The sequence below is a fragment of the Microbulbifer maximicatervae (SeqCode) genome (assembly GCF_052467825.1).
This window is the reverse complement of record NZ_CP174327.1, coordinates 2,620,305-2,639,127: the sequence shown is the minus strand read 5'-3', so window position 1 is coordinate 2,639,127 and position 18,823 is coordinate 2,620,305. Positions and strand designations below refer to the sequence as shown.

Below are 18,823 nucleotides of genomic sequence, written 5' to 3'. Positions count from 1 at the left end.
ATATGAAAATTTGTTTTTTAAGTATCCCTCTCCAAAATAGATTGCAAATTAAGCAAACTAGAACTTGTTATCTTTAATTTGGTTAGATTGTACTTAAAACGATATTTAAACATCCACAGTATGTGCCATGAGCTTGCAAGCAATTATCATAATGACAGCAGCCACAATTGTTGGGACCACTGTAGGGATAAATTCTGGATAAGATCCATCAATAAAATAGCCTACTAATCGGCCAACTAGAATCAACATCAATGCAATAAATCCAACCATAATATGGTCCACGTTAGATCTTATCGCTCCAAGAAGAACCATTGCCCAAATTGCGATTGTTGTCCCACCCCAAAGAGAGCGAATACTCGATAGCCCACTCACAGAATCAATAGGCCCGATAAATGTGTGGGCCAGCATGACAGATGGACTAATCATAAGCACCAATCCAGTCCCCATAAAAAACAGGGCTAAGATACCTAAAATACAGCGTCCAATAGTTGCCTTCGCCATATACCCAAAACCTCCAATCAATTTGTAATCATTCAATATCACCGAACGAGGCATAGGTTATGGATAAATATGCCACTATATGGCATATTTTGATAACTATGCGAACATCTACCCTCTCACGAATAGATAGACTTGAAGTTATCACCGCCCGATTAAAGTCGGACGAACCCATCACGATTGGTGAAATTGCCAAGGAAGTGGGCGTTAGCATTCGGACGCTGAATCGAGATATAGAGGTGTTGAGAAGCCGAGGCTTGCCGATTGAAACAGATGTGGGGCGCGGTGGTGGAATCCGTTTGGACCAGCGCTGGGGCGTTGGTCGTGTCAACTTAAACTATACAGAGGCTGTTGACCTGATGATCAGTTTGGCTATTGCTGAACAGATGAAATCCCCCCTCTTTATGGCACACTTAAGTAGCATCCGCCACAAGGTAATGGCTTCCTTTTCACCGTCCATGAAAAGTAAAGTGAATGGTATAAAGGCACGTATCATCATCGGAAAATCGGCTTCCGAGGTTGTGCTCTCAAATTTCTTAACTCCAAAGCGTAAAACTGTCGAGAAGCTCCACCAGGCTTTCTTAATGCTTCAACGCATAAAGATCACCTATTGTGACGAAAGCGGAAAAGAAACGCTACGTACTATTGAACCCCACTACCTCTTTCTTAGTTATCCCGTATGGTACATCCTCGCCTGGGATAAGCTCCGTGAGGATATGCGGGTATTTCGTTGTGACAGGTTTAGGAAAATTCAGGCTCTGAATGAAGACTTCAAGCTAATTCCACTTATTGAATTTAAAAATAAGAGAGATAAAATACCTCCATCTTAAGGTCATTTTGTTTAAACTTCATCGAAAACTACCTTAGAACAGTATAAGTAATTCTGATAGGCCCGCCCAAGGTCTTTCAGGTGATCGCTCCGATAATTTTGGCCGTTTTAACCTGACCCAGTATGAAACGTGCCATTATTGCTGATAACACCAAAGAATCAAAACTACGTTCTGACTACTCCGGTTGGCGCAAAGCCCAAATTGAGCAAGAACTGGGCTTAGACTGAGTAATTACTTTTTAGTGCTGCCTTCGGGCAGCTGGCTTCCCCACTCTCAAAATCTATCAATAAGAAAAGTTCTAGAAGACCCTTAAAGTTGTACGCAGGTATTTACTACTGCGGCTTATCTGGTATAGATATAGCAGACCATCAACAATTTACTATTTCCAACAATCTTATAAACGCATTACTTAAATGAATTATTTGATATTTTTTAAAAGACACTCTATCAAATGATTTTTATTCTATTTGTACCCTCAACTTCTTTTACAAGCTTTTTACAAACAGCTTCTTGATATTGGAAGGGTATAAACATCACAATTACAGTATAAATTACCACAAACACTCTTCTGAATAGAATTTCCCCCTCACAAATGCATACTTTTTAGGAACTTAAACAAAGCGATCCAGTCAGAAATCGAAGTAGTACGCCAATAACCTCGAAATTTCGTACTACTTTTAGCGGCAACTAAGATCTGACTCAGTTTTCAAGTTACTTTAAATACAGGCTTATCATGATGCATAGTCGGCACACAAAAATTATTTCAAAGATATTTCTTACAATCGCACTCTTAGCAGTAACCGTTGCTGTACGTGCAGACGAAGCGCTGCAGACATTTCTAGAGCAGACACTTACCACAGCACGTAACAAAAACGATCTTCCAGCCGTCGCCGCGCTGATTCAAATCGATGGCAAGACCGCTGCTATAGCTGCAGACGGTTTTCGTGCACATGGTCATATGGAACCAGCCACTATCGACGATCGTTGGCATATTGGATCGAATACCAAGGCGCTAACTGCAACAATGATCGCACGCTTAGTTGAGCAAGGTGTCATGCGATTTGAGGATACACTCGCTGATTCTTTTCCCGCTTTCGCAAAAAATATGGACCCCGCTTACCGCAATATTACGATCACGCAATTGCTCAGTCATACCGCGGGCTTACCATCTCTGACCGACGATAATGAATTTCCTCAATTTGAAGACTTAATTGAGTCGGTACCCAGTATTCGGGCGCAGCGTATTGCTGTTGCACGCAGTTACCTTGCAATGCAACCTACATCCGCAACTGGTTCATTTAAATACTCCAATCTCGGTTACATTATCGCGGGTGCCATCGCCGAGGCACGAACAGGCAAGACTTGGGAGGATCTCATCAAGGAACAGGTCTTTACTCCGCTCGGCATAAAAAATGCTGGATTTGCTGCGCCCGGATCCTCTGGCAAGTTGGACCAACCGCGCGGTCATAAAAAAACCTGGTGGGGCAAGCTCGTACCACTCGATCCCGCTGACATACAAAGTGATAATCCTCAAGCGCTCGGCCCCGCCGGCACAATCAATATTTCTCTTAAAGATTGGACTCTCTTCGCAGAAGACCAACTCAATGGCGTACATGGCCGCGGTAAATTATTGAAGTCCGAAACTTATCGCAAACTACACTCACCCGTAAATGGTAATTACGCACTGGGCTGGGGGGCATTTTACGATCCAGAGTTATTGCTGCTTACACACACCGGTAGTAACCTCTATTGGCTCACCGAAGCTCATATCATGCCGAAGAACAACATAATTTTTCTAATCGCGATGAACTCCGCTGATGATACTGCAAAAAAATCAATGGAAGATATTCGCAACCTTCTTATGGAGCGCCTAAAACCATTTGAGTGAACCTAAAAAGCAGACTTGTCTTGACATGTCCGCAATCCAGCGGCGACTGGGATATATATTTGATAATTAATTAAAGTCGGTAGTGCGAATCAGAAATATCTATGCGCTTTGGAAAAAGCTTTACGCCTGCATAAGAACTTGCCCGTTTACAATAAGATTTGGCTTTCCTTGGCAGACGTGACCTCCAGTTAAGTCGACGGATCCAGCGGTAAATTGTTGAACAGCTAACCGCTTTAGTACACCGTTCAAGCCGCATTCGCCCAGCAATTTGTTCAGGGCTTGCATTTTTTAGCTGGAAGTCGATTTGTACCTGCATGGCAAAGTCGAGCTTGCTGTGCTTAAGAGCTCCCTGCCACCGTTGCAGTGCCTGACGATGGGCACTCTCGGCACAGTAGGGGCTGCAACGACCAAGCTCGCGAGAGGTGGTCTTATTGGATCTATGGACGTGTTGTGCAATGGCTCGAGCTGAATAGCTCTGCCGATTAAAAGCCTCAATCTGGTATCGTTCTTTTAAGCTCAGCTGGTTGGTACGGGTTCCCATGAGGTTCCTGGCTTATTTGTATGGAAGCTTACTAGCCTACAGCCAGCTGGCCTCCCTCGCTATTGCCAAGCGTGTCGGTTGTTATGGAAATCTAGGAACAGATCAAAAATCCAACTACAAAGATAATAAAGATAGTCTTGGAACTATAAGGGTGGTGATTTACTCTACCTACAGGACCTTTAGCCCAAAACTATTTTATACGCACTCAACAAGGAAGCAGAGATGCCAGGCAGTTATCCAAGTAAAATTAAGGAATTACCTCTCTACGATGGTCGCTTTGATGCTTACAAGCTTAAGGCAGAAAACAGTAATGTTCTTTTCGCATCATATCCAGCTGGAACGTTTATTCCACCCCATACACATGACACAGATAATCATGGCGTTATCACAAAGGGGGAACTAATACTCACCATGAATGGTGTCACCCAACGGATTGGCATTGGACAGTGGTACCACGTACCGGCAAATGTAGAGCACTCCGCGACTTTTGAAGTCGAAACAGATGAAATTGAATTTTGGTTTAAAGATAAAACAATCTAAATCTCTACACGCACATAAACTAAGAGCTTTAAAAGCCTAGTCGGCAACCTGTAGATGCAGTGTAATTTATCATGAAATAGCGCTGAACATGCAGCTTGAAGAAGGACTTTAGGCTTATAAAGCCTAAAGTCCTTCTCGATAAAGGTATGGCAGTATCGTGTGTGGCTTAACGCTAAAGTGCAGGCGAGTTAATTACTGCGTTAAGTATTCGTCAGCACTGATAACCTCTGCATAAGCAAATTGTAGTGCTGCCATATAAGCTGCATGTATATGTGCAGCGGGAACATCGACACCATTGAAGTACATGTCCCGACTGGCGCAGGCATCATGAATAACGGTATTTTCATATCCAAAGTCACTTGCCGCTCGGGTGATAGCATCGATACACATATGGCTCATCGCACCGACAATGACCAATTTATTAACACCTAGCTCATCCAAGTGCTTTTTGAGATCCGTACCTTTGAAGCTGTTAACTTCATTCTTGAGTACTACCGGCTCACTTTCAACAGGCAGAAGGCTTTTATGAATTTTCGCACCCTCACTACCGGCAATAAATAATGGAGCATCCTCACTGAGAAATTCATGGCGAACATGAATAACTGGCCACTGCTTTTTGCGAAACTCAGCCAGCACTTTTTCGGCTTTGTCTGATGCTTGGCCAATGCCTTCAAGAGTCCACTTTCCGCCTTCAAAGTAGTCGTTTTGCATATCGACGACGATTAGCGCTGTCTTGCTCATAAGATTGTCCTTTGGTTGTGTCTTTGAAATGTACAAGCGCATCTTAGGGCGATGGGCTAAGATACAGGCGTGGCAAGACCGACATAAAACGGGCAAGAACTGACAGGGGGGGCTAGTGACCCAAACAATCCACATTGCAATACTGATGATCCCCGGAGCGGCTCAGTCTGCAACTTATGGCCTAATCGACCTGTTCCAAACCGCAAACCACATTTGTCAGGAGTCAATTCCAGAACCCAAGGCGCTATTTGAGGTATCACGCTGGCTAATTAATGACGGAAAAGTCATACCCGAGAAAAAAGGGGCCGCTAAAGACCCAAATATCGTTATTGTACCGCCGGTACTGGAAGGTCAGGAGTACATGGAGCCACCGAAAGATGTCAGTACGTGGTTGTTAAAGCGGCACAAAGAGGGGGCCGTAACCTGCTCCGCTTGTGCTGGGGCTTTTATGTTGGCCGACGCAGGACTATTAGATGGACGCCAGGCGACCACTCACTGGCGACTGGCCGATGCCTTTAAGCAGAAGTTCCCGGATATAGAGCCGAATATCGATTCCATCCTGATTGCAGACCCGGATGTTGTCACCGCAGGAGGTGTAATGTCTTGGATTGACCTTGGGTTACATCTGGTCGGACGATACATGCCTCCCCATATAGTTATGGAGTTGGGACGTTTCCTGTTGGTGGATACGGGTACCCGTTATCAAAGTTATTACCGCAGTTTTCTAGCTCCTCTAGATCATGGCGATAAAGCAATTTTAAAAGTACAACAGCAAATTCACCGGGATTATCAACAACCAATCTCTGTTGCAGAGATGGCTCAACTCGCCAATCTGGGCGAACGCACCTTTCTACGAAGATTTCAAAAGGTTACCGGCTATAGACCCGCCGAATATCTTCAACAACAACGTCTACAAAAAGCTCGCGAACTATTGGAAACAGGCACATTGCAAGTCGAACAGATCGCTTGGCAAGTGGGGTATGAGGACGTCAGCGCATTCCGAAAAATGTTTCACAAACAGACCGGACTCTCCCCTAGGGAGTATCGACAGAGATTTTCAGGTGGCTCTAAAATGTAATTCTCCGGAAAGGTTGATCAGTCGTGCTAATTGAGAAAGTAATCAAAGCCGGTACAGACATTGATTGAAGAATTGACGATGATTCACTATTCACAAGAATCCTCAGCTATCCGAGACAAATAAGGCCTATCTAAAGTAAAATTAATGCACAATCAGATCACACTATATAACCTTGAGAGATATGTGGAAATTCATACTTAATTATATAAATGGTGCTCTTGGTATAAGTTCCATTGAAAGCGGCGAAAGAATATCCCCAGAGGAAGAACGCTTTCCAACAGACGGAATTGTACGCGCACCCTCTTTTGATTCGATTCCACACAAACAAGAACCTTTGACGGGCTCAGTCCGCCCAAAAGAACTTGGTGAGGTAGTAGAAGTCATGGTTGGTGTTGATTATCCAATTTACGGTGGACAAACGATACTCGTTGCTGATTTTGGAACTTACACAATTGAGCTGCCCAGCCCTTGCAGCGGAATAATCGAAGAGACTCTTATTAAGCCCGGCAGCTTGATAGGTAGCGAAACGCCTCTATTTAGAATACGTAGACCAATATAAAAGTTATCCAGATATAACAATAAGATTAAAAGCTTCCTAAAACCTAAAGGTCCTACCTAAAAATTTAACCACATTCAGATAGTTATGGAATCATTTATCGTTCGAGTAGATATTACACCACCAACCGGCTAGCAGAAATACGAATCATTTCTCTTTAGAGATACTGATAGCTATCCCCTAAATCCTACATTTCCTCGCCAAATCCAGTTCACTCAATGTATAGGTCAAGTTCTGAATAGTATTTGAAAAAATATTTTGTGACCAATTCTGGATATTCTAATAACCCACAGCTTTTTTTGTTAAATCATGGTATCAGCCGAACGAGCTTCCCTATATAGTGGCGCCGCCTAACTTTGATTAAAAATAGGTTAGTTGTCATTGTTTTTTGAGATGTGGGAGAGATACCAAAGTGATTAAGAAAATTTTTTCGAAAAGAGATCTCAAGCTTCCAATCATTGGCGGCTTGATAGCAGCAGCAAGCTTGCTATCAACAACTGTATCGGCAACGGCCGAAGTTGATATAAATCAATTACGTCAACAATCAAAAATTATGTTCGGCACTCTCTCAGAAACTATGCCTGGCAGTGAGAATGACACCCCAGCGATGGTTGAGCTTGGAAGAACACTGTTCATGGACAAACGGCTTTCAGTCAATGATAGCCAGTCCTGTAACAGCTGCCATCAAGTAGGGAACTACAACGGCTCGGGCGTTGACAATGAAGCGACATCACCGGGAGCTTTACCTGGCACCAAGGGTGACCGAAACTCTCCAACGGTCTGGAATTCCGGATTCCAGGTAGCTCAATTTTGGGATGGTCGCGTAGAGGACCTGAAGGAACAGGCCAAAGGTCCAATTCTAAACCCTGTAGAGATGGGAATGCCTTCAGAAGAGGCTGTTGAGGCAAAGATTTCAAAAATTGCCGAATATCAAGAAAGTTTCAAACACGCCTTTGGTAAAGAGAATGCTATCTCTTACGACAATATTGCTGAGGCCATAGCTGCGTTTGAGCGCACATTGATTACAAATGATCGTTTTGATGATTTTATAAATGGTGATGATCAGGCTATGACAAAAAGTGAGTTAAAGGGCCTGCAAACCTTTATCAACACTGGTTGTTCAGCATGCCACAATGGTGCAACCTTGGGTGGAAACATGTACCAGAAGATGGGGCTGGTCAACCAATATCCACACCAAGAAGATTTAGGTCGTTATAAAGTTACAGGCCTTGAGAATGATAAAATGATGTTTAAAGTTCCAATGTTACGCGACGTAAGCAGAAGCGCTCCTTACTTCCACGACGGGCGTGTAGAAACCATTGAGCAGGCAATTTACGATATGGCTTGGTACCAATTGGGACAGAAATTGAGCACACAACAGGTAAACGATATTGCAACGTTCCTAAACGCTTTAGAACATCAAGCTCATTAAACTATTTCCCACCCTTCGGGGTGGGCATCTTTCGCTCTAATCAATTTTGGCTGAGCTCACGGGTTTCCAGTCACTAGCTCATTGATAACTTGTAACCATTCAACCCTGCGGTTACTTTGTGTTTAAACCACGCTCAGAGATAGCAGCCAATAGACTAAATGGTTTCCTGGTTACCGACCAACTTATAATGTCTAGCGCTCCACTAATACTTATATCAAGCCGATAAAATGAAATACGAAGGGAAATGTACAGCCTTCAGCCGCCGACTTGAGAGAGTTCCATTAAATTACTGTTCAATACCTGGGCATTCAGTCATCAGATTACTTTATGTGCTTTTCACTTTATAGATAGTGAAATTTTCCATAAGGGACTAAGAAAATAGAAATTACGATTTTTTCTCATTCGAATAAGAACCGCCAATAGAGCTTAACTTCCTATCACAGTCCCAAAGCAAGATAAGAAAACAGCCTTAAATAACTTTTAAATAACCCAAAGAAATAAAACTAATCTGATTTGTCACACTCACTGTATTAAGAGTTTAGCGTTCAGGAAGATCAATGAAACTTCGGCTAGCGTCAGCCCTCACCATATTAGTTATCGTAGCGTTTTTAGGCTTGGTATACGTCTACAATTATCGACTGACCCAAAGTATTCAGTATGACGCCCACCCTGTTGCTAAAGAGTTCATCAAAAGTAATGCTTCCCTTAAAGACAAAGATACTATCAACATCCTTATTATAGATGGCGGTGGAATACGTGGTTTGATACCGCTCTATGTCATTCAACATATCGAAGAGCAGACCGGCAAGCCTATTGATGAATTGTTTGATGTTTTTAGTGGAGTATCCACTGGCGCCATCATCGCTACTGGCCTCAATGTAACTCAAGAATCATTTGACGATGATCATCCAGGGATTGAAAATCTTAAATCCCAAAGTGATAAAATTATTGATATTTATAAACAAGATAGCAGATACGTATTCTCCGTACCCTGGTATCACAAATTACTAACCTTTAATGGTTTTATCTCTCCTCGCTTTAGCGGTGAGCGTTTAAGCGAAACCATGGAAAAGCATTACACTGAAAAATTGAAGTTTACGAGTTTGAAGAACTACGTCATCATCCCCTCTCTCAATATTCATATGGGCCAGCTTCAACTCTTCAAAAACCGTGGTGAAGCAGTCAGTAAACTGCCCACAGACACACTGTATCAACTTGTAACAGCGGCAGCTAGTGCGGAGACTCTATACCCACCTGTCGAGTTCGTAACTACTGGACGAGATATTCATCAGCGCTATTATGCCGACGCTGGTATATACGCAAATAATCCGGCCAGTATTGTTTTACGCGAAATTATTAGAGAGTTTCCTGAAAAAAACTACTATGTGCTAATTCTCGGGGCCGGAACGTCTCCACTGAGTACAATGGAAGCCAACTACAGAAACTTAAAAAACTGGGGAAGAATTAATTGGGTGAAAGACCTTATATCTAATGTACAGAGGTCCATGGATGACCAACAAGTATACACCTTGGAAATCGCACAATCCCTTAGCCCTAAAGGGCGAATAAAATATAACTACTTAAATGTAGAGCTTGTTAATCCATATGTTGACCCATTTGACTATAAAGCAAGTAAGAAGCTGAAAGTTCTAGCAGATAGGCTTCTTGAGGAAAATAAAACGGAGGTTGATCAGGTGGTAAACACCCTCAAGGACAAAGGCTAACTATAACGCCGGAGAATACTTCACCTATTCAGTTGAGCTTGCCATTCAGCATTGCCTTGGATGAGAAGCCATCAATGGATTGGCATGTATGAAGGCCCGAAGATTTGAGTTGAATCACACAGAATACAGATAGTGTGTTCAACTTAGGCAAGGTAAGATCATGCCCATACCTTCTTGGATTGACCATGGATATAGGTCGTTAGCAATGAACACACGCCTTCTTAATCTCGATGTGCTACGGGGGCTAGCTGCAACTTTGGTTGTCTGGCAACACAGTAGTGAAGTATTTATCCGCAACCCATCCATCGCCCAGCACGGCTCGGCACTGGCTGAATTTATCAGTCAACTGGATTTTGGCAGGATAGGTGTACTTTGCTTTTTCCTAATATCCGGCTTTGTCATTCCCCACAGTCTTCTTGCATCTAACCATACTCTCAAAAGCTTTGCTATCCGCCGCTTCTTCCGCTTGTATCCTGCTTACTGGTTATCTCTGACTGCAATTATCGGACTTACATGGTTGCTCGCTGGCCGAACATTCTCTGCATCTACCATTCTTGCCAATACCACAATGCTGCAAGGCCTTATGGGGTTTGAAAGTGTTCAGATTCTATATTGGACTCTCACTGCAGAGCTGCTTTTTTACTGTCTCTGCGCACTGATGTTCACCCTTCAACTACTAGGGAATCCCAGATATCTATTCTTAGTGTGCTGGGGGGCACTATCGGTATTTGTCAGCATGCAACTTTTAGGGCAATCATCCACTCCAATTTCCCAGCTTCCCGCCACCACTACTTACCTCCCCTTTGCTATCGCAGTTATGTTCTGCGGAACCCTACTCAGGTATTGCTACGAAACAAGGCGCGGTTATCGTTATATGCTTTGGGGCCTGGTTTCGACTTTCTCGATACCACTACTCGTTATGGCCATGCACCTACTAGGTAAGTCGATCAGCGAAACTCCCCTCCGCTTTGTATCATCTCATTTCATCGCTTTAGCTATCTTCCTCGTTTTTGTATTACTTCCACCAAAGCCAATACGACATTTAGCCGCTCTGGGGACTATCAGTTATTCCATTTACCTGTTTCATTTAATCGTGGTCTTTCTCGTCAGCTGGGCCATAAGCCAACCTTGGGGACAAGAGATTACAAGTATTTCTCTATCCACGTTGCTTGTGGCAGTTACACTACTTAGCTTCGCTTTGGCGGCAGCCATTTATTGGCTGGTGGAGAGGCCCTGCATGCAATTTGGGCGCTTTTTGAGCGATCGAAATGGCGGGTTAAACAGGTCAGGGGAAATGTTAAGGGGGGGTTAGTGTGGAAAACTATAGGAATAAGTTAAGGGCCTGGAAGCAAAAAAATAGCCGTAGACTTATTAGTCTACGGCTATTTTTAGCAGCCATTATTGAGTGTCTACTGCGCCCACAACAAGCTGATAGCAATAGTCCACATCATAATGCCCACCAGTACATCGAGTACCTGCCAGGTTCTGGGGTTCTTAAATAGCGGCTGCATCATGCTGCCACCCACTGAAAGAAGGGTGAACCACAGCAGGGATGCACTACATGCCCCCAGCACAAAAAACCAGGTTCCATTGCCAGCATACTGCGCCCCTACAGAGCCAATCAGTACAACCGTGTCCACATACGCGTGTGGATTAAGCAGGGTTAAGGCTACCGCGGTAATCAAGGCAGAGCGGCGGGATTTCATCCACTCTTTTTGCTCTCCAAGACCTTTGTTAGTGAAGGCCGAACGGAAAGCCATAGCACCGTAGGAGAACAGGAAAGCAGCACCGAGCCAGGTCAGCCAGATCATCCAGTCGCCACCCGCTTGTGCGAGATTTGCAACCAGGAACACACCACCTGTAATCAAGGCAATATCCATCAGTACGCATAAAGCCGCGATACTAAAGTGATATTGTCGACGGATACTCTGCGTCAGCAGAAACGCATTCTGCGCTCCGATCGCCATAATCAAACTGATGGTAGTCAAAAAACCTTTTGCGAGCGGCGCCAGCAACAACCCTGAAAACACGATGCCTCCTGTGCTTCATTCTCTAATTTGGAAGTGCCCGCAGGGCTGCGGGCCTTAATAGTGGCGCGAGATTAAGAGTCAAACTAGAATAAGTAAACTTAATTATACTGATCCCTCATAAGAAATTCTTATGCTAGACCTAAAGCAACTCCAGGCCTTTGCCTTTGTCATAGAGGAGCGCAGTTTTGACAAGGCTGCCGCCCTACTCCATGTCAGCCAGTCTGCGATTTCCCAACGAATCAAAGCCTTAGAAAGCCAGGTTGGCCAAGCCCTATTGATACGCTCCAACCCTTTGCGACCCACTGAAGCCGGCCTCAAAGTGTTGGGGTACTACCAGCAAATGCACTTGTTACAGCAAGAGCTTCTCACTGATATCGATCCAGAGGGGGGCAAGAGTCGCTATAGCAACCAGAATAAGGTTCGGATCGCACTGAATGCAGATAGCTTGGATACCTGGTTCCTGGCTGCCATCACACCATTGATTCGATCCCAGCAGTTGCTCGTGGATCTAAAGGTTGACGATCAGGACGCTACCCATGAACTGCTGAAGAATGGTGAAGTCATTGGCTGTATCAGTTCAACAACCAGTAACCTCCAGGGCTGCCAATCAGTACTGCTCGGTCATATGGCCTATTACCCAGTATGCACTAAGGCCTTCAAAAAGAAGTTTTTTTCAGACCCGATTAAGGTTGAAGAGCTCCACTACGCTCCCACAGTGGAGTTCAACTATAAGGATCAATTGCAGAGTCGTTACCTTAAACAGTTTTGGGGAGTGGAGACTGGCCAGTACCCATCTCATGAAATCCCCTCTTCAAAGAGCTTCCTCAGTTTCTTAACTCTGGGGCTGGGTTGGGGAATGGCGCCAGATATTCAGATCGCCAGCCTGCTAAAAAGTGGAAAGTTGGTGAAACTCGCTGAAGACCAGTATTTGAAAATTCCTCTTTACTGGCATGTTTGGAACTTAAAATCGAAATTGATTAAAGAGATCACTATCAACCTCACAGAGCATGCTCGAAAAGCTCTAAACCAATAGTCGAATAGTTAGTGATGGTGCGACTGCCAGGATGGACAGTAACCCAACTGCAGTTCACCATTTTCCAGCTGTTTTAGGGTTGAAAGTGCTTGGCGATATATATACCGATTTTCCTTATGCCTAATATCCAGATTCTTGAAGTTCCGAAAAGCTTCCTGATAAATTTCTTTAGCATCGCCACTCAATAGGAAGCTAACAATATAGTCTCCATGTAGTAATTCATAATTAAAGTAAGCCCCATCCAGCTTCTCTTTCTGTAAAAGCTTCGATGGTTCTGAAGTTATACGGCGAGTGTAATAATTTCCCGGTTTATCTACGATACACTGAGAATGCTCATAGCCACAATTTTTGTCAAAACTTTGCTTAAGTCGTTCAATACTTTGACCATAGTCTGGATCAGTTTGCCCGTATACAACACCTGAAACGCCCAAAAAAATCATCATTCCGCTACACATCATACAGGGCTCTAAAGATGTGTAGATCGTAACATTGGCTTTGGTCAAATATTGACTTTTTTCTCCGAGACATTTCTCTGATAGACACTGCTGCATTAAACGCACTTCAGCGTGTTGAGTTTTGTCATCGCAACGCAAAACTGAATTTAGTTGGGCCCCGACTATTTTCTTGGCATCATTATCAAATAAAACCGCACCAATATTATGGCCTCTTTTATTTTTATCAGTAGGTCTGACCCAGTCCTGTAATACTATAGAGTAAGCCAACAACATCAGTATCTTATCTTGCTCATCTTTAACACTCTCGGCTTTAGCTATTCCCACAAGAGAAAATTGTGATAAAGCCAAAAATAACAGGAGGCGAAACAACCCGGTATTTTTACCAAAAATTTTCAGCTTTTTGATACTTAGGAGCCCGATTAAAGCCATTTCTCCATTTCACCAATAATAAACCTGACTCTGGCGGGTACAAGTTGAGTGCGCCTAAGCGCCAAATATAGTGTCTCACTAACAGGATTTTCAAGGCTATGTGCCTTAATCAATTTCGGCTTTCGAAATGCACTTACCGCATAGGCAGGTAAAACTGTGAAACCCAATCCCATACTAACGGGCTCCAGTATTAAACTGATCTGATTGGAAAACCCTTTTTGTTGAAAAGCTTCAAGACTTCTAAATTGCGGGAAGTTTGCTCCCAATAATAGACTCGCATGGTGTATACCGTCCGGGTGGCCTATGTAGCCCAGCGCTAAAAGCTTCTCCCAGTCAGGAGTTTTTACTTCAGCCGGCGTCACTAGCAACAACCTTTCACTGGCGATCGGCCGACTATCAAGCTCCTCTGCTTGTGGCGGGCTAGTCATTAATCCAATATCAGCGCCGTTTTCCGCAATGGCCTTCTCTACATCCAGGTTGGGAGCGAAACGGCAGCTCATCGATAAACCCTGATGGATTTTCTGCAGGGACAACAACTTGGGGTAGAGCTTCAGCCCCACACTCCCGGGGCACATTACTCGCACATCCCCATGGTGGGGAGGGTCTTCACCAACAATTTGCCCCAGGCTGGCAAGCTTCTGAATAATCCCCTGCCCTTCCCGGTAGAGCCGATCACCAGCATCCGTGAGCGTGAAGTGTTTACCCTGTCTAACTAACAGAGCGACACCTAAGTGCTCCTCTAACTTGCGTATATGCTGGCTGACCCCAGACTGAGTCATATGCAAGCGATCCGCCGTACGAGTAAAGTGCCCCTCTTCAGCTAAGGTACAGAAGCTTCTTAACCACACTGGATTTATCATTACGAATGCTACTTAAAAATATTACAAATGATAATTATACGTAATGAATTTGAAGCTGTAACTTAACCGCATTCAACAAAGGAGACAGCTATGAGTAGCGCATACCCGAGAACCTTTTCTCATATCGGTATTTCAGTGCCGAACCTTGAAGAGGCTGTGAAGTTTTACACAGAGGTACTTGGTTGGTACCTGATTATGAAGCCCACAGATATCACAGAGGACAAAAGCGCTATCGGTGAAATGTGCACCGACGTATTTGGCCCAAACTGGGGTAGTTTCCGCATTGCTCACTTGTCGACAGGGGACAGGATTGGCGTAGAACTATTCCAGTTTAGCAATCAGGAAAACCCAGAAGATAATTTTGAATACTGGAAAACCGGTATCTTTCACTTCTGCGTGCAAGACCCCAACCTGGAAGAACTGGCGGATAAGATTGTAGCGGCCGGTGGTAAAAAACGTATGCCGGAGCCCCGTTATTACTACCCCGGTGAAAAGCCTTATCGCATGATTTATATGGAAGATCCTTTTGGCAACATTCTGGAAATTTACAGCCACAGCTATGAGCTGATCTACAGTGCTGGTGCCTACTGATAATAAGCACTCCAGAATTCACTCAGCATCACTCGAACGATGCTGAGTGAAATGCCGGCACGGAGTTATTAAGAGGCTCCCTAATTTATTTTGGTATTACTCAATCGCTCTGATCTGCTGTGATGCTGACTACATTACGCAAAACCAACCAGGAAACCACAAAGGCCAAAATTCCACACACCGCAATTACCCCAGCAAGTGATTCTGGTGTTCCATTAAAAACCAAACTGGTTACCAGGATAGCTACAGCCCCGATTGACAACTGCATAGTACCAGCCAGGGCAGAAGCCGTTCCCGCTATAGGCCCATGTCTTTCCATGGAAAGAATAAATGCTGTCGGAAGAACCAAGCCGAGAAACATATTGCATACGATAAGCATGCATATCAGTAGTACGAGATGATCAAAACCGGCCTCTATCACTAAATACATAGTCACCGAGCTTATTACAAATCCAGTCACACCCCACTTTACCAGCTTCACCATCCCTAAACGGGCACCGAAATTTGCCGAAAATTGACTCGACAGGAAGAAACTAAGCGCATTCAGAGCAAAAGCGAGACTAAATTCGGTTGGGGTCAATCCGTAGTAATTCGTATATAAGAATGAAGCTGCCGCAAAAAAAGCAAGTACACTAGCGAAGCCAAACCCTCCTATACAAGTAAGCCCTATATAGATCGGGTCACGTAGTAATATCGAATAAGACTCAAGCAGCGCACCTATTTTAAATGGTATGCGCTTATTCACTGGTAAGGTTTCGTGAAGGCTTGTAATAGCAAGTATCAGACTTAAAAAAGTAGCAATGGATATCCCCCAAAATATGCTGCGCCAACCAAACGAAATTAATAGCAAACTACCAATTAATGGGGCCAACATAGGAGAAATTGAAAGGACAAGAATTGCTGTCGTAAGAAGGCGAGTTGCTTGAGTACCCGTATAAGAATCTCGAATTATTGCACGGGGAATCGACATTACCGAGGCGGCACCCACTCCTTGTAAGAAACGGAAGGCAATTAACCACTCGATAGTGGTTGCCAGGGCACAACAAATAGATGCGAAAGTAAAAACCAGCAAACCAAAATAGAGCGGCGGTTTGCGGCCAAACATATCGGAAGCGGGGCCATAAAAAATCTGACACACCCCGAACGCAATAAAATAAGCCATCAACGTATAGGACGCGACCTGGGTTGAGGTGTCGAGGGCCTTTGTCATCGCAGGTAATGCAGGCAGATACATATCAATGGCCATAGGACCAACAGAGCTCAAAAGCCCCAGGATCAACGCCATTTTTATAAAGCCTGAGTTCATCCACAGTCCCTATTGAGCCAACTCCACCTTGGCACCTCTACAAGACACCTCTCACAATTGCTAAAAAGGGAGAAGGAAAGAATACACCGCACTTGGGACCCTATGAGGCATGGATGCCGATTAGGAGCTTACAGGGATGTATTCACGGCGTGTCTCGAGTGCGGTGTATTCTTTCCTTCCACAACAGTAGTAAGTTCCCCCATCCTTTTCGGACTGGCAGGTCAAACCTTAACCTTCAATCGTAGCAACTTAACTTAGGACCATAAGATCAGGGGAGTTAATGGCCCATGACGCTTCTATACCGTCTGCAGACGGTATAAATAAAGGTATTCCAACCCTGACCTCCAAGCGTCCAGGGGGCTCCTGTGGTGCCCGGCACTTCATCAGCGCCCCCTGGTGGAAAAGCCCTGTCATTCTAGCAACTGTGGTAGCTCAGGAATTTTTGCCTGGCCTGCTGGCTGCTACCAGCCACAAGCCCAAGCGGAACCCGCTTTCCCCACCAACAAGACAACGTCGCCGCCTCCCTTTAAGCTCCAGACGCCCAATTACCCCGCGCGGCCGCCGTCAGCGACCCTATATCGCCAATACCCCCTGTTGGATTATCACTCTGCAACCAAACAGTGATGACGTTGACCTATTACTCAGCGCCGGGAAAATGCAGCGACTGCATATCAACACGATTGATGGGATTGATGGGCGCTCAGGCATTCCGGAACTGGAAGACAATGAGCATATCGCGAGTAACGTCACCCGGTGGCGCCACTTGTGCGAACTCAAAAGCTCCGAAATTGGATGCTATCTCGCCCACTTGAGAGCAATTCGACGGGCATACCGCTCCGGCTTGGACCGGGTCTGTATTCTGGAAGATGATGTACAGCTAGAACCCTCATTTGGCCGCGTCTTAGCGGAGTTAGAGCAACTCCCTGAAAATATCGAGATGATTCGACTGATGGGACTTAAAGTCCGCAAGCGAAAAGTCGTGCAAACCTTGAATGACGGTGTTCATCAGTTAGTACGACCAGAGAGGGGGTGGTGTGGAGCACAGGGATATTTGATTAACCGGCGCGGTATGGAGAAAGTCTTAAAATATGCCAGCCGTATTTTCGAACCCATCGACAAGGTATTCGATCACTTCTGGCAATTTGACCTAAAACTGTATGGCGTTGAGCCACATCTTTTATGGGAAAACGAACACATCTCCAATATTGTTAAATCCAATATCCACCGCACAAAAGTCGCCCGGTGGCTCTATTGGCTGCACCCTTTCGGAAAACTCTGGCGCAGTGTGGGCAGGCACTTTTATTTAAGGCTCCACTCAAAAGAGTTCTATCCAGCAGAAAAACCCACACAACGCACAGGGCGTACGGCGCGAATTAAATCTTAAGAACCCTGCGATCAATTCTCCCAATAACGCTGCATTTTTAAAAACATAAAAGAAGCGGTCCAGGTAATCATCACCAGTCCCGTAAGGGCTTCAAGGCCAGCGGTAAAACGCAGGTGCCCCAGGGGCTCGATATCACCGAAACCCAGTGACGTATAAGTGGTAAATGAGAAATAAGCGCAGTCCAACAGGCTGCCATTAAAATTACCCACCAAAGTGCCAAAGTAAGGCGAATTCACCATAAAGTAGTAACAGTAGGCAAACAGCCATATTTCAGCCACATGGGCGATCAGGGCGCCAAACACCCCCATCACAATCGCCAGGTTATGCTTAATTGGTATCCAGCGACCGATACGGGCAAGGGCACTCAATACTTCGTGATGAATCAGGACGACCGTGGCGACAACTATCGAATTCACCACGAAAGCAAATGCCAGATCAGCGTCGATCATGAAAGAACTCGCGCACTAAATTGCTTGCCTCTTCCGCCATGACTCCCGACTCCACCGTAATCTTGTGATTGAAAAAGCTGGCCTGTGCCAATTCCAGCTGGCTCTCAACAACACCGGCCCGGGGCTCGGTAGCGCCATATACCAGCCGCCCTACCCGCGCATGTACCATTGCGCCAAAGCACATAGTACAGGGCTCAATCGTCACATATAAAGTGGTGTTTGGCAGGCGGTAGTTTTGTTGTTTATCTGCCGCTTGCCGCAGGGCTACGATTTCCGCATGGGCACTGGGGTCACAATTCCCAATCGGGCGATTACTGCCCTCCCCTATGATTGTTCCATCCTGGACCAAAACCGCACCCACCGGTACTTCACCGCGCTCAGCAGCGAGTTGTGCAAGTTCCAGGGCTCGCCGCATAAATCCAAAGTCTCTGGGAGTCGCCATAACGCTGTTCTATTAC

Annotated in this window: 20 protein-coding genes; 11 read left to right on the top strand and 9 right to left on the bottom strand. The window is 44.9% G+C overall.

Annotated elements, in window-relative coordinates; genetic code table 11:
* Window positions 1-105 precede the first annotated feature (105 nt).
* Entirely contained in the window at window positions 106-501 is a 396-nt protein-coding gene (locus ACJJII_RS11645) for a DUF4345 family protein (RefSeq protein WP_444916303.1), read from the bottom strand.
* Between the two features lie 59 nt (window positions 502-560).
* On the opposite strand from ACJJII_RS11645, the gene ACJJII_RS11640 reads away from it, so the two are divergent.
* The gene (locus tag ACJJII_RS11640; RefSeq protein WP_444916302.1) at window positions 561-1,328 is read left to right on the top strand and encodes a helix-turn-helix transcriptional regulator; all 768 of its coding nucleotides are present in this window, start codon (window positions 561-563) and stop codon (window positions 1,326-1,328) included.
* A 733-nt stretch (window positions 1,329-2,061) separates the two neighbouring features.
* Complete coding sequence (locus tag ACJJII_RS11635) at window positions 2,062-3,216, top strand: serine hydrolase domain-containing protein (protein WP_444916301.1); 1,155 nt, start codon at window positions 2,062-2,064, stop codon at window positions 3,214-3,216.
* 70 nt (window positions 3,217-3,286) lie between these two features.
* Here ACJJII_RS11635 and ACJJII_RS11630 read toward each other — a convergent pair whose 3' ends face one another.
* A complete protein-coding gene (locus tag ACJJII_RS11630; RefSeq protein ID WP_444916300.1) occupies window positions 3,287-3,757 on the bottom strand; it encodes a helix-turn-helix domain-containing protein in 471 nt (156 codons plus the stop codon).
* Window positions 3,758-3,979: 222 nt separating this feature from the next.
* Between ACJJII_RS11630 and ACJJII_RS11625 the strand changes: the two genes are divergently transcribed.
* Window positions 3,980-4,297 (top strand): cupin domain-containing protein, encoded by a 318-nt coding sequence (locus tag ACJJII_RS11625; RefSeq protein WP_444916299.1) that lies wholly within the window; start codon window positions 3,980-3,982, stop codon window positions 4,295-4,297.
* Window positions 4,298-4,489: 192 nt separating this feature from the next.
* Here ACJJII_RS11625 and ACJJII_RS11620 read toward each other — a convergent pair whose 3' ends face one another.
* Window positions 4,490-5,038, bottom strand: a complete 549-nt coding sequence (locus tag ACJJII_RS11620; RefSeq protein WP_444916298.1) for a cysteine hydrolase family protein — start codon at window positions 5,036-5,038, stop codon at window positions 4,490-4,492.
* A 115-nt stretch (window positions 5,039-5,153) separates the two neighbouring features.
* Between ACJJII_RS11620 and ACJJII_RS11615 the strand changes: the two genes are divergently transcribed.
* The 5 genes from ACJJII_RS11615 (at window position 5,154) to ACJJII_RS11595 (ending at window position 11,140) form a co-directional block, all read left to right on the top strand.
* Window positions 5,154-6,116, top strand: a complete 963-nt coding sequence (locus ACJJII_RS11615; protein WP_444916297.1) for a GlxA family transcriptional regulator — start codon at window positions 5,154-5,156, stop codon at window positions 6,114-6,116.
* A gap of 181 nt (window positions 6,117-6,297) precedes the next feature.
* Window positions 6,298-6,675 (top strand): hypothetical protein, encoded by a 378-nt coding sequence (locus ACJJII_RS11610; protein WP_444916296.1) that lies wholly within the window; start codon window positions 6,298-6,300, stop codon window positions 6,673-6,675.
* A 409-nt stretch (window positions 6,676-7,084) separates the two neighbouring features.
* Window positions 7,085-8,104, top strand: a complete 1,020-nt coding sequence (locus ACJJII_RS11605) for a cytochrome-c peroxidase (RefSeq protein WP_444916295.1) — start codon at window positions 7,085-7,087, stop codon at window positions 8,102-8,104.
* Between the two features lie 557 nt (window positions 8,105-8,661).
* Complete coding sequence (locus ACJJII_RS11600) at window positions 8,662-9,828, top strand: patatin-like phospholipase family protein (protein WP_444916294.1); 1,167 nt, start codon at window positions 8,662-8,664, stop codon at window positions 9,826-9,828.
* Window positions 9,829-10,033: 205 nt separating this feature from the next.
* Window positions 10,034-11,140 carry an acyltransferase family protein gene (locus tag ACJJII_RS11595; protein WP_444916293.1) on the top strand — a complete coding sequence of 369 codons (1,107 nt, stop codon included), beginning with the start codon at window positions 10,034-10,036 and terminating at the stop codon, window positions 11,138-11,140.
* Between the two features lie 97 nt (window positions 11,141-11,237).
* Here the strand turns inward: ACJJII_RS11595 and ACJJII_RS11590 are convergent, their stop codons facing one another.
* Entirely contained in the window at window positions 11,238-11,858 is a 621-nt protein-coding gene (locus tag ACJJII_RS11590; RefSeq protein ID WP_282933969.1) for a LysE/ArgO family amino acid transporter, read from the bottom strand.
* A 130-nt stretch (window positions 11,859-11,988) separates the two neighbouring features.
* Here ACJJII_RS11590 and ACJJII_RS11585 point away from each other — a divergent pair, with 130 nt between their 5' ends.
* On the top strand, window positions 11,989-12,891 hold the full coding sequence (locus ACJJII_RS11585) for a LysR family transcriptional regulator ArgP (RefSeq protein ID WP_444906174.1): 903 nt from the start codon (window positions 11,989-11,991) through the stop codon (window positions 12,889-12,891).
* A gap of 8 nt (window positions 12,892-12,899) precedes the next feature.
* On the opposite strand, the gene ACJJII_RS11580 is transcribed toward ACJJII_RS11585, so the two are convergent.
* Both ACJJII_RS11580 and ACJJII_RS11575 read right to left on the bottom strand, forming a co-directional pair.
* Window positions 12,900-13,775 carry a nucleoside deaminase gene (locus ACJJII_RS11580; RefSeq protein WP_444906175.1) on the bottom strand — a complete coding sequence of 292 codons (876 nt, stop codon included), beginning with the start codon at window positions 13,773-13,775 and terminating at the stop codon, window positions 12,900-12,902.
* Window positions 13,766-14,635 (bottom strand): LysR family transcriptional regulator, encoded by an 870-nt coding sequence (locus ACJJII_RS11575; protein ID WP_444919243.1) that lies wholly within the window; start codon window positions 14,633-14,635, stop codon window positions 13,766-13,768. The genes ACJJII_RS11580 and ACJJII_RS11575 overlap by 10 nt, the downstream gene beginning before the upstream one ends.
* A 90-nt stretch (window positions 14,636-14,725) precedes the next feature.
* Between ACJJII_RS11575 and ACJJII_RS11570 the strand changes: the two genes are divergently transcribed.
* Window positions 14,726-15,226: a lactoylglutathione lyase family protein gene (locus ACJJII_RS11570; protein ID WP_444914509.1), complete on the top strand. Its 501-nt coding sequence runs from the start codon at window positions 14,726-14,728 to the stop codon at window positions 15,224-15,226.
* A gap of 100 nt (window positions 15,227-15,326) precedes the next feature.
* On the opposite strand, the gene ACJJII_RS11565 is transcribed toward ACJJII_RS11570, so the two are convergent.
* A complete protein-coding gene (locus ACJJII_RS11565; RefSeq protein ID WP_444919242.1) occupies window positions 15,327-16,532 on the bottom strand; it encodes a multidrug effflux MFS transporter in 1,206 nt (401 codons plus the stop codon).
* 280 nt (window positions 16,533-16,812) lie between these two features.
* Between ACJJII_RS11565 and ACJJII_RS11560 the strand changes: the two genes are divergently transcribed.
* The gene (locus tag ACJJII_RS11560) at window positions 16,813-17,916 is read left to right on the top strand and encodes a glycosyltransferase family 25 protein (protein WP_444919241.1); all 1,104 of its coding nucleotides are present in this window, start codon (window positions 16,813-16,815) and stop codon (window positions 17,914-17,916) included.
* A gap of 11 nt (window positions 17,917-17,927) precedes the next feature.
* Here the strand turns inward: ACJJII_RS11560 and ACJJII_RS11555 are convergent, their stop codons facing one another.
* Together ACJJII_RS11555 and tadA are read right to left on the bottom strand one after the other, a co-directional pair.
* Window positions 17,928-18,365 (bottom strand): ion channel, encoded by a 438-nt coding sequence (locus ACJJII_RS11555; RefSeq protein WP_282933977.1) that lies wholly within the window; start codon window positions 18,363-18,365, stop codon window positions 17,928-17,930.
* Complete coding sequence (tadA, locus tag ACJJII_RS11550; RefSeq protein WP_444919240.1) at window positions 18,352-18,807, bottom strand: tRNA adenosine(34) deaminase TadA; 456 nt, start codon at window positions 18,805-18,807, stop codon at window positions 18,352-18,354. Before tadA ends, ACJJII_RS11555 begins: the two co-directional genes overlap by 14 nt.
* Window positions 18,808-18,823 lie beyond the last annotated feature (16 nt).

What these genes read in the sequence shown, in the direction of transcription:
- ACJJII_RS11575 (WP_444919243.1), bottom strand. Translation starts at nt 14,635, where the DNA reads ATGATAAATCCAGTGTGGTTAAGAAGCTTCTGTACCTTAGCTGAAGAG.
- ACJJII_RS11570 (WP_444914509.1), top strand. Translation starts at nt 14,726, where the DNA reads ATGAGTAGCGCATACCCGAGAACCTTTTCTCATATCGGTATTTCAGTG.
- ACJJII_RS11640 (WP_444916302.1), top strand. Translation starts at nt 561, where the DNA reads ATGGATAAATATGCCACTATATGGCATATTTTGATAACTATGCGAACA.
- tadA (WP_444919240.1), bottom strand. Translation starts at nt 18,807, where the DNA reads ATGGCGACTCCCAGAGACTTTGGATTTATGCGGCGAGCCCTGGAACTT.
- ACJJII_RS11555 (WP_282933977.1), bottom strand. Translation starts at nt 18,365, where the DNA reads ATGATCGACGCTGATCTGGCATTTGCTTTCGTGGTGAATTCGATAGTT.
- ACJJII_RS11600 (WP_444916294.1), top strand. Translation starts at nt 8,662, where the DNA reads ATGAAACTTCGGCTAGCGTCAGCCCTCACCATATTAGTTATCGTAGCG.
- ACJJII_RS11630 (WP_444916300.1), bottom strand. Translation starts at nt 3,757, where the DNA reads ATGGGAACCCGTACCAACCAGCTGAGCTTAAAAGAACGATACCAGATT.
- ACJJII_RS11610 (WP_444916296.1), top strand. Translation starts at nt 6,298, where the DNA reads ATGTGGAAATTCATACTTAATTATATAAATGGTGCTCTTGGTATAAGT.
- ACJJII_RS11565 (WP_444919242.1), bottom strand. Translation starts at nt 16,532, where the DNA reads ATGAACTCAGGCTTTATAAAAATGGCGTTGATCCTGGGGCTTTTGAGC.
- ACJJII_RS11585 (WP_444906174.1), top strand. Translation starts at nt 11,989, where the DNA reads ATGCTAGACCTAAAGCAACTCCAGGCCTTTGCCTTTGTCATAGAGGAG.
- ACJJII_RS11620 (WP_444916298.1), bottom strand. Translation starts at nt 5,038, where the DNA reads ATGAGCAAGACAGCGCTAATCGTCGTCGATATGCAAAACGACTACTTT.
- ACJJII_RS11635 (WP_444916301.1), top strand. Translation starts at nt 2,062, where the DNA reads ATGATGCATAGTCGGCACACAAAAATTATTTCAAAGATATTTCTTACA.
- ACJJII_RS11625 (WP_444916299.1), top strand. Translation starts at nt 3,980, where the DNA reads ATGCCAGGCAGTTATCCAAGTAAAATTAAGGAATTACCTCTCTACGAT.
- ACJJII_RS11595 (WP_444916293.1), top strand. Translation starts at nt 10,034, where the DNA reads ATGAACACACGCCTTCTTAATCTCGATGTGCTACGGGGGCTAGCTGCA.
- ACJJII_RS11560 (WP_444919241.1), top strand. Translation starts at nt 16,813, where the DNA reads ATGGCCCATGACGCTTCTATACCGTCTGCAGACGGTATAAATAAAGGT.
- ACJJII_RS11580 (WP_444906175.1), bottom strand. Translation starts at nt 13,775, where the DNA reads ATGGCTTTAATCGGGCTCCTAAGTATCAAAAAGCTGAAAATTTTTGGT.
- ACJJII_RS11645 (WP_444916303.1), bottom strand. Translation starts at nt 501, where the DNA reads ATGGCGAAGGCAACTATTGGACGCTGTATTTTAGGTATCTTAGCCCTG.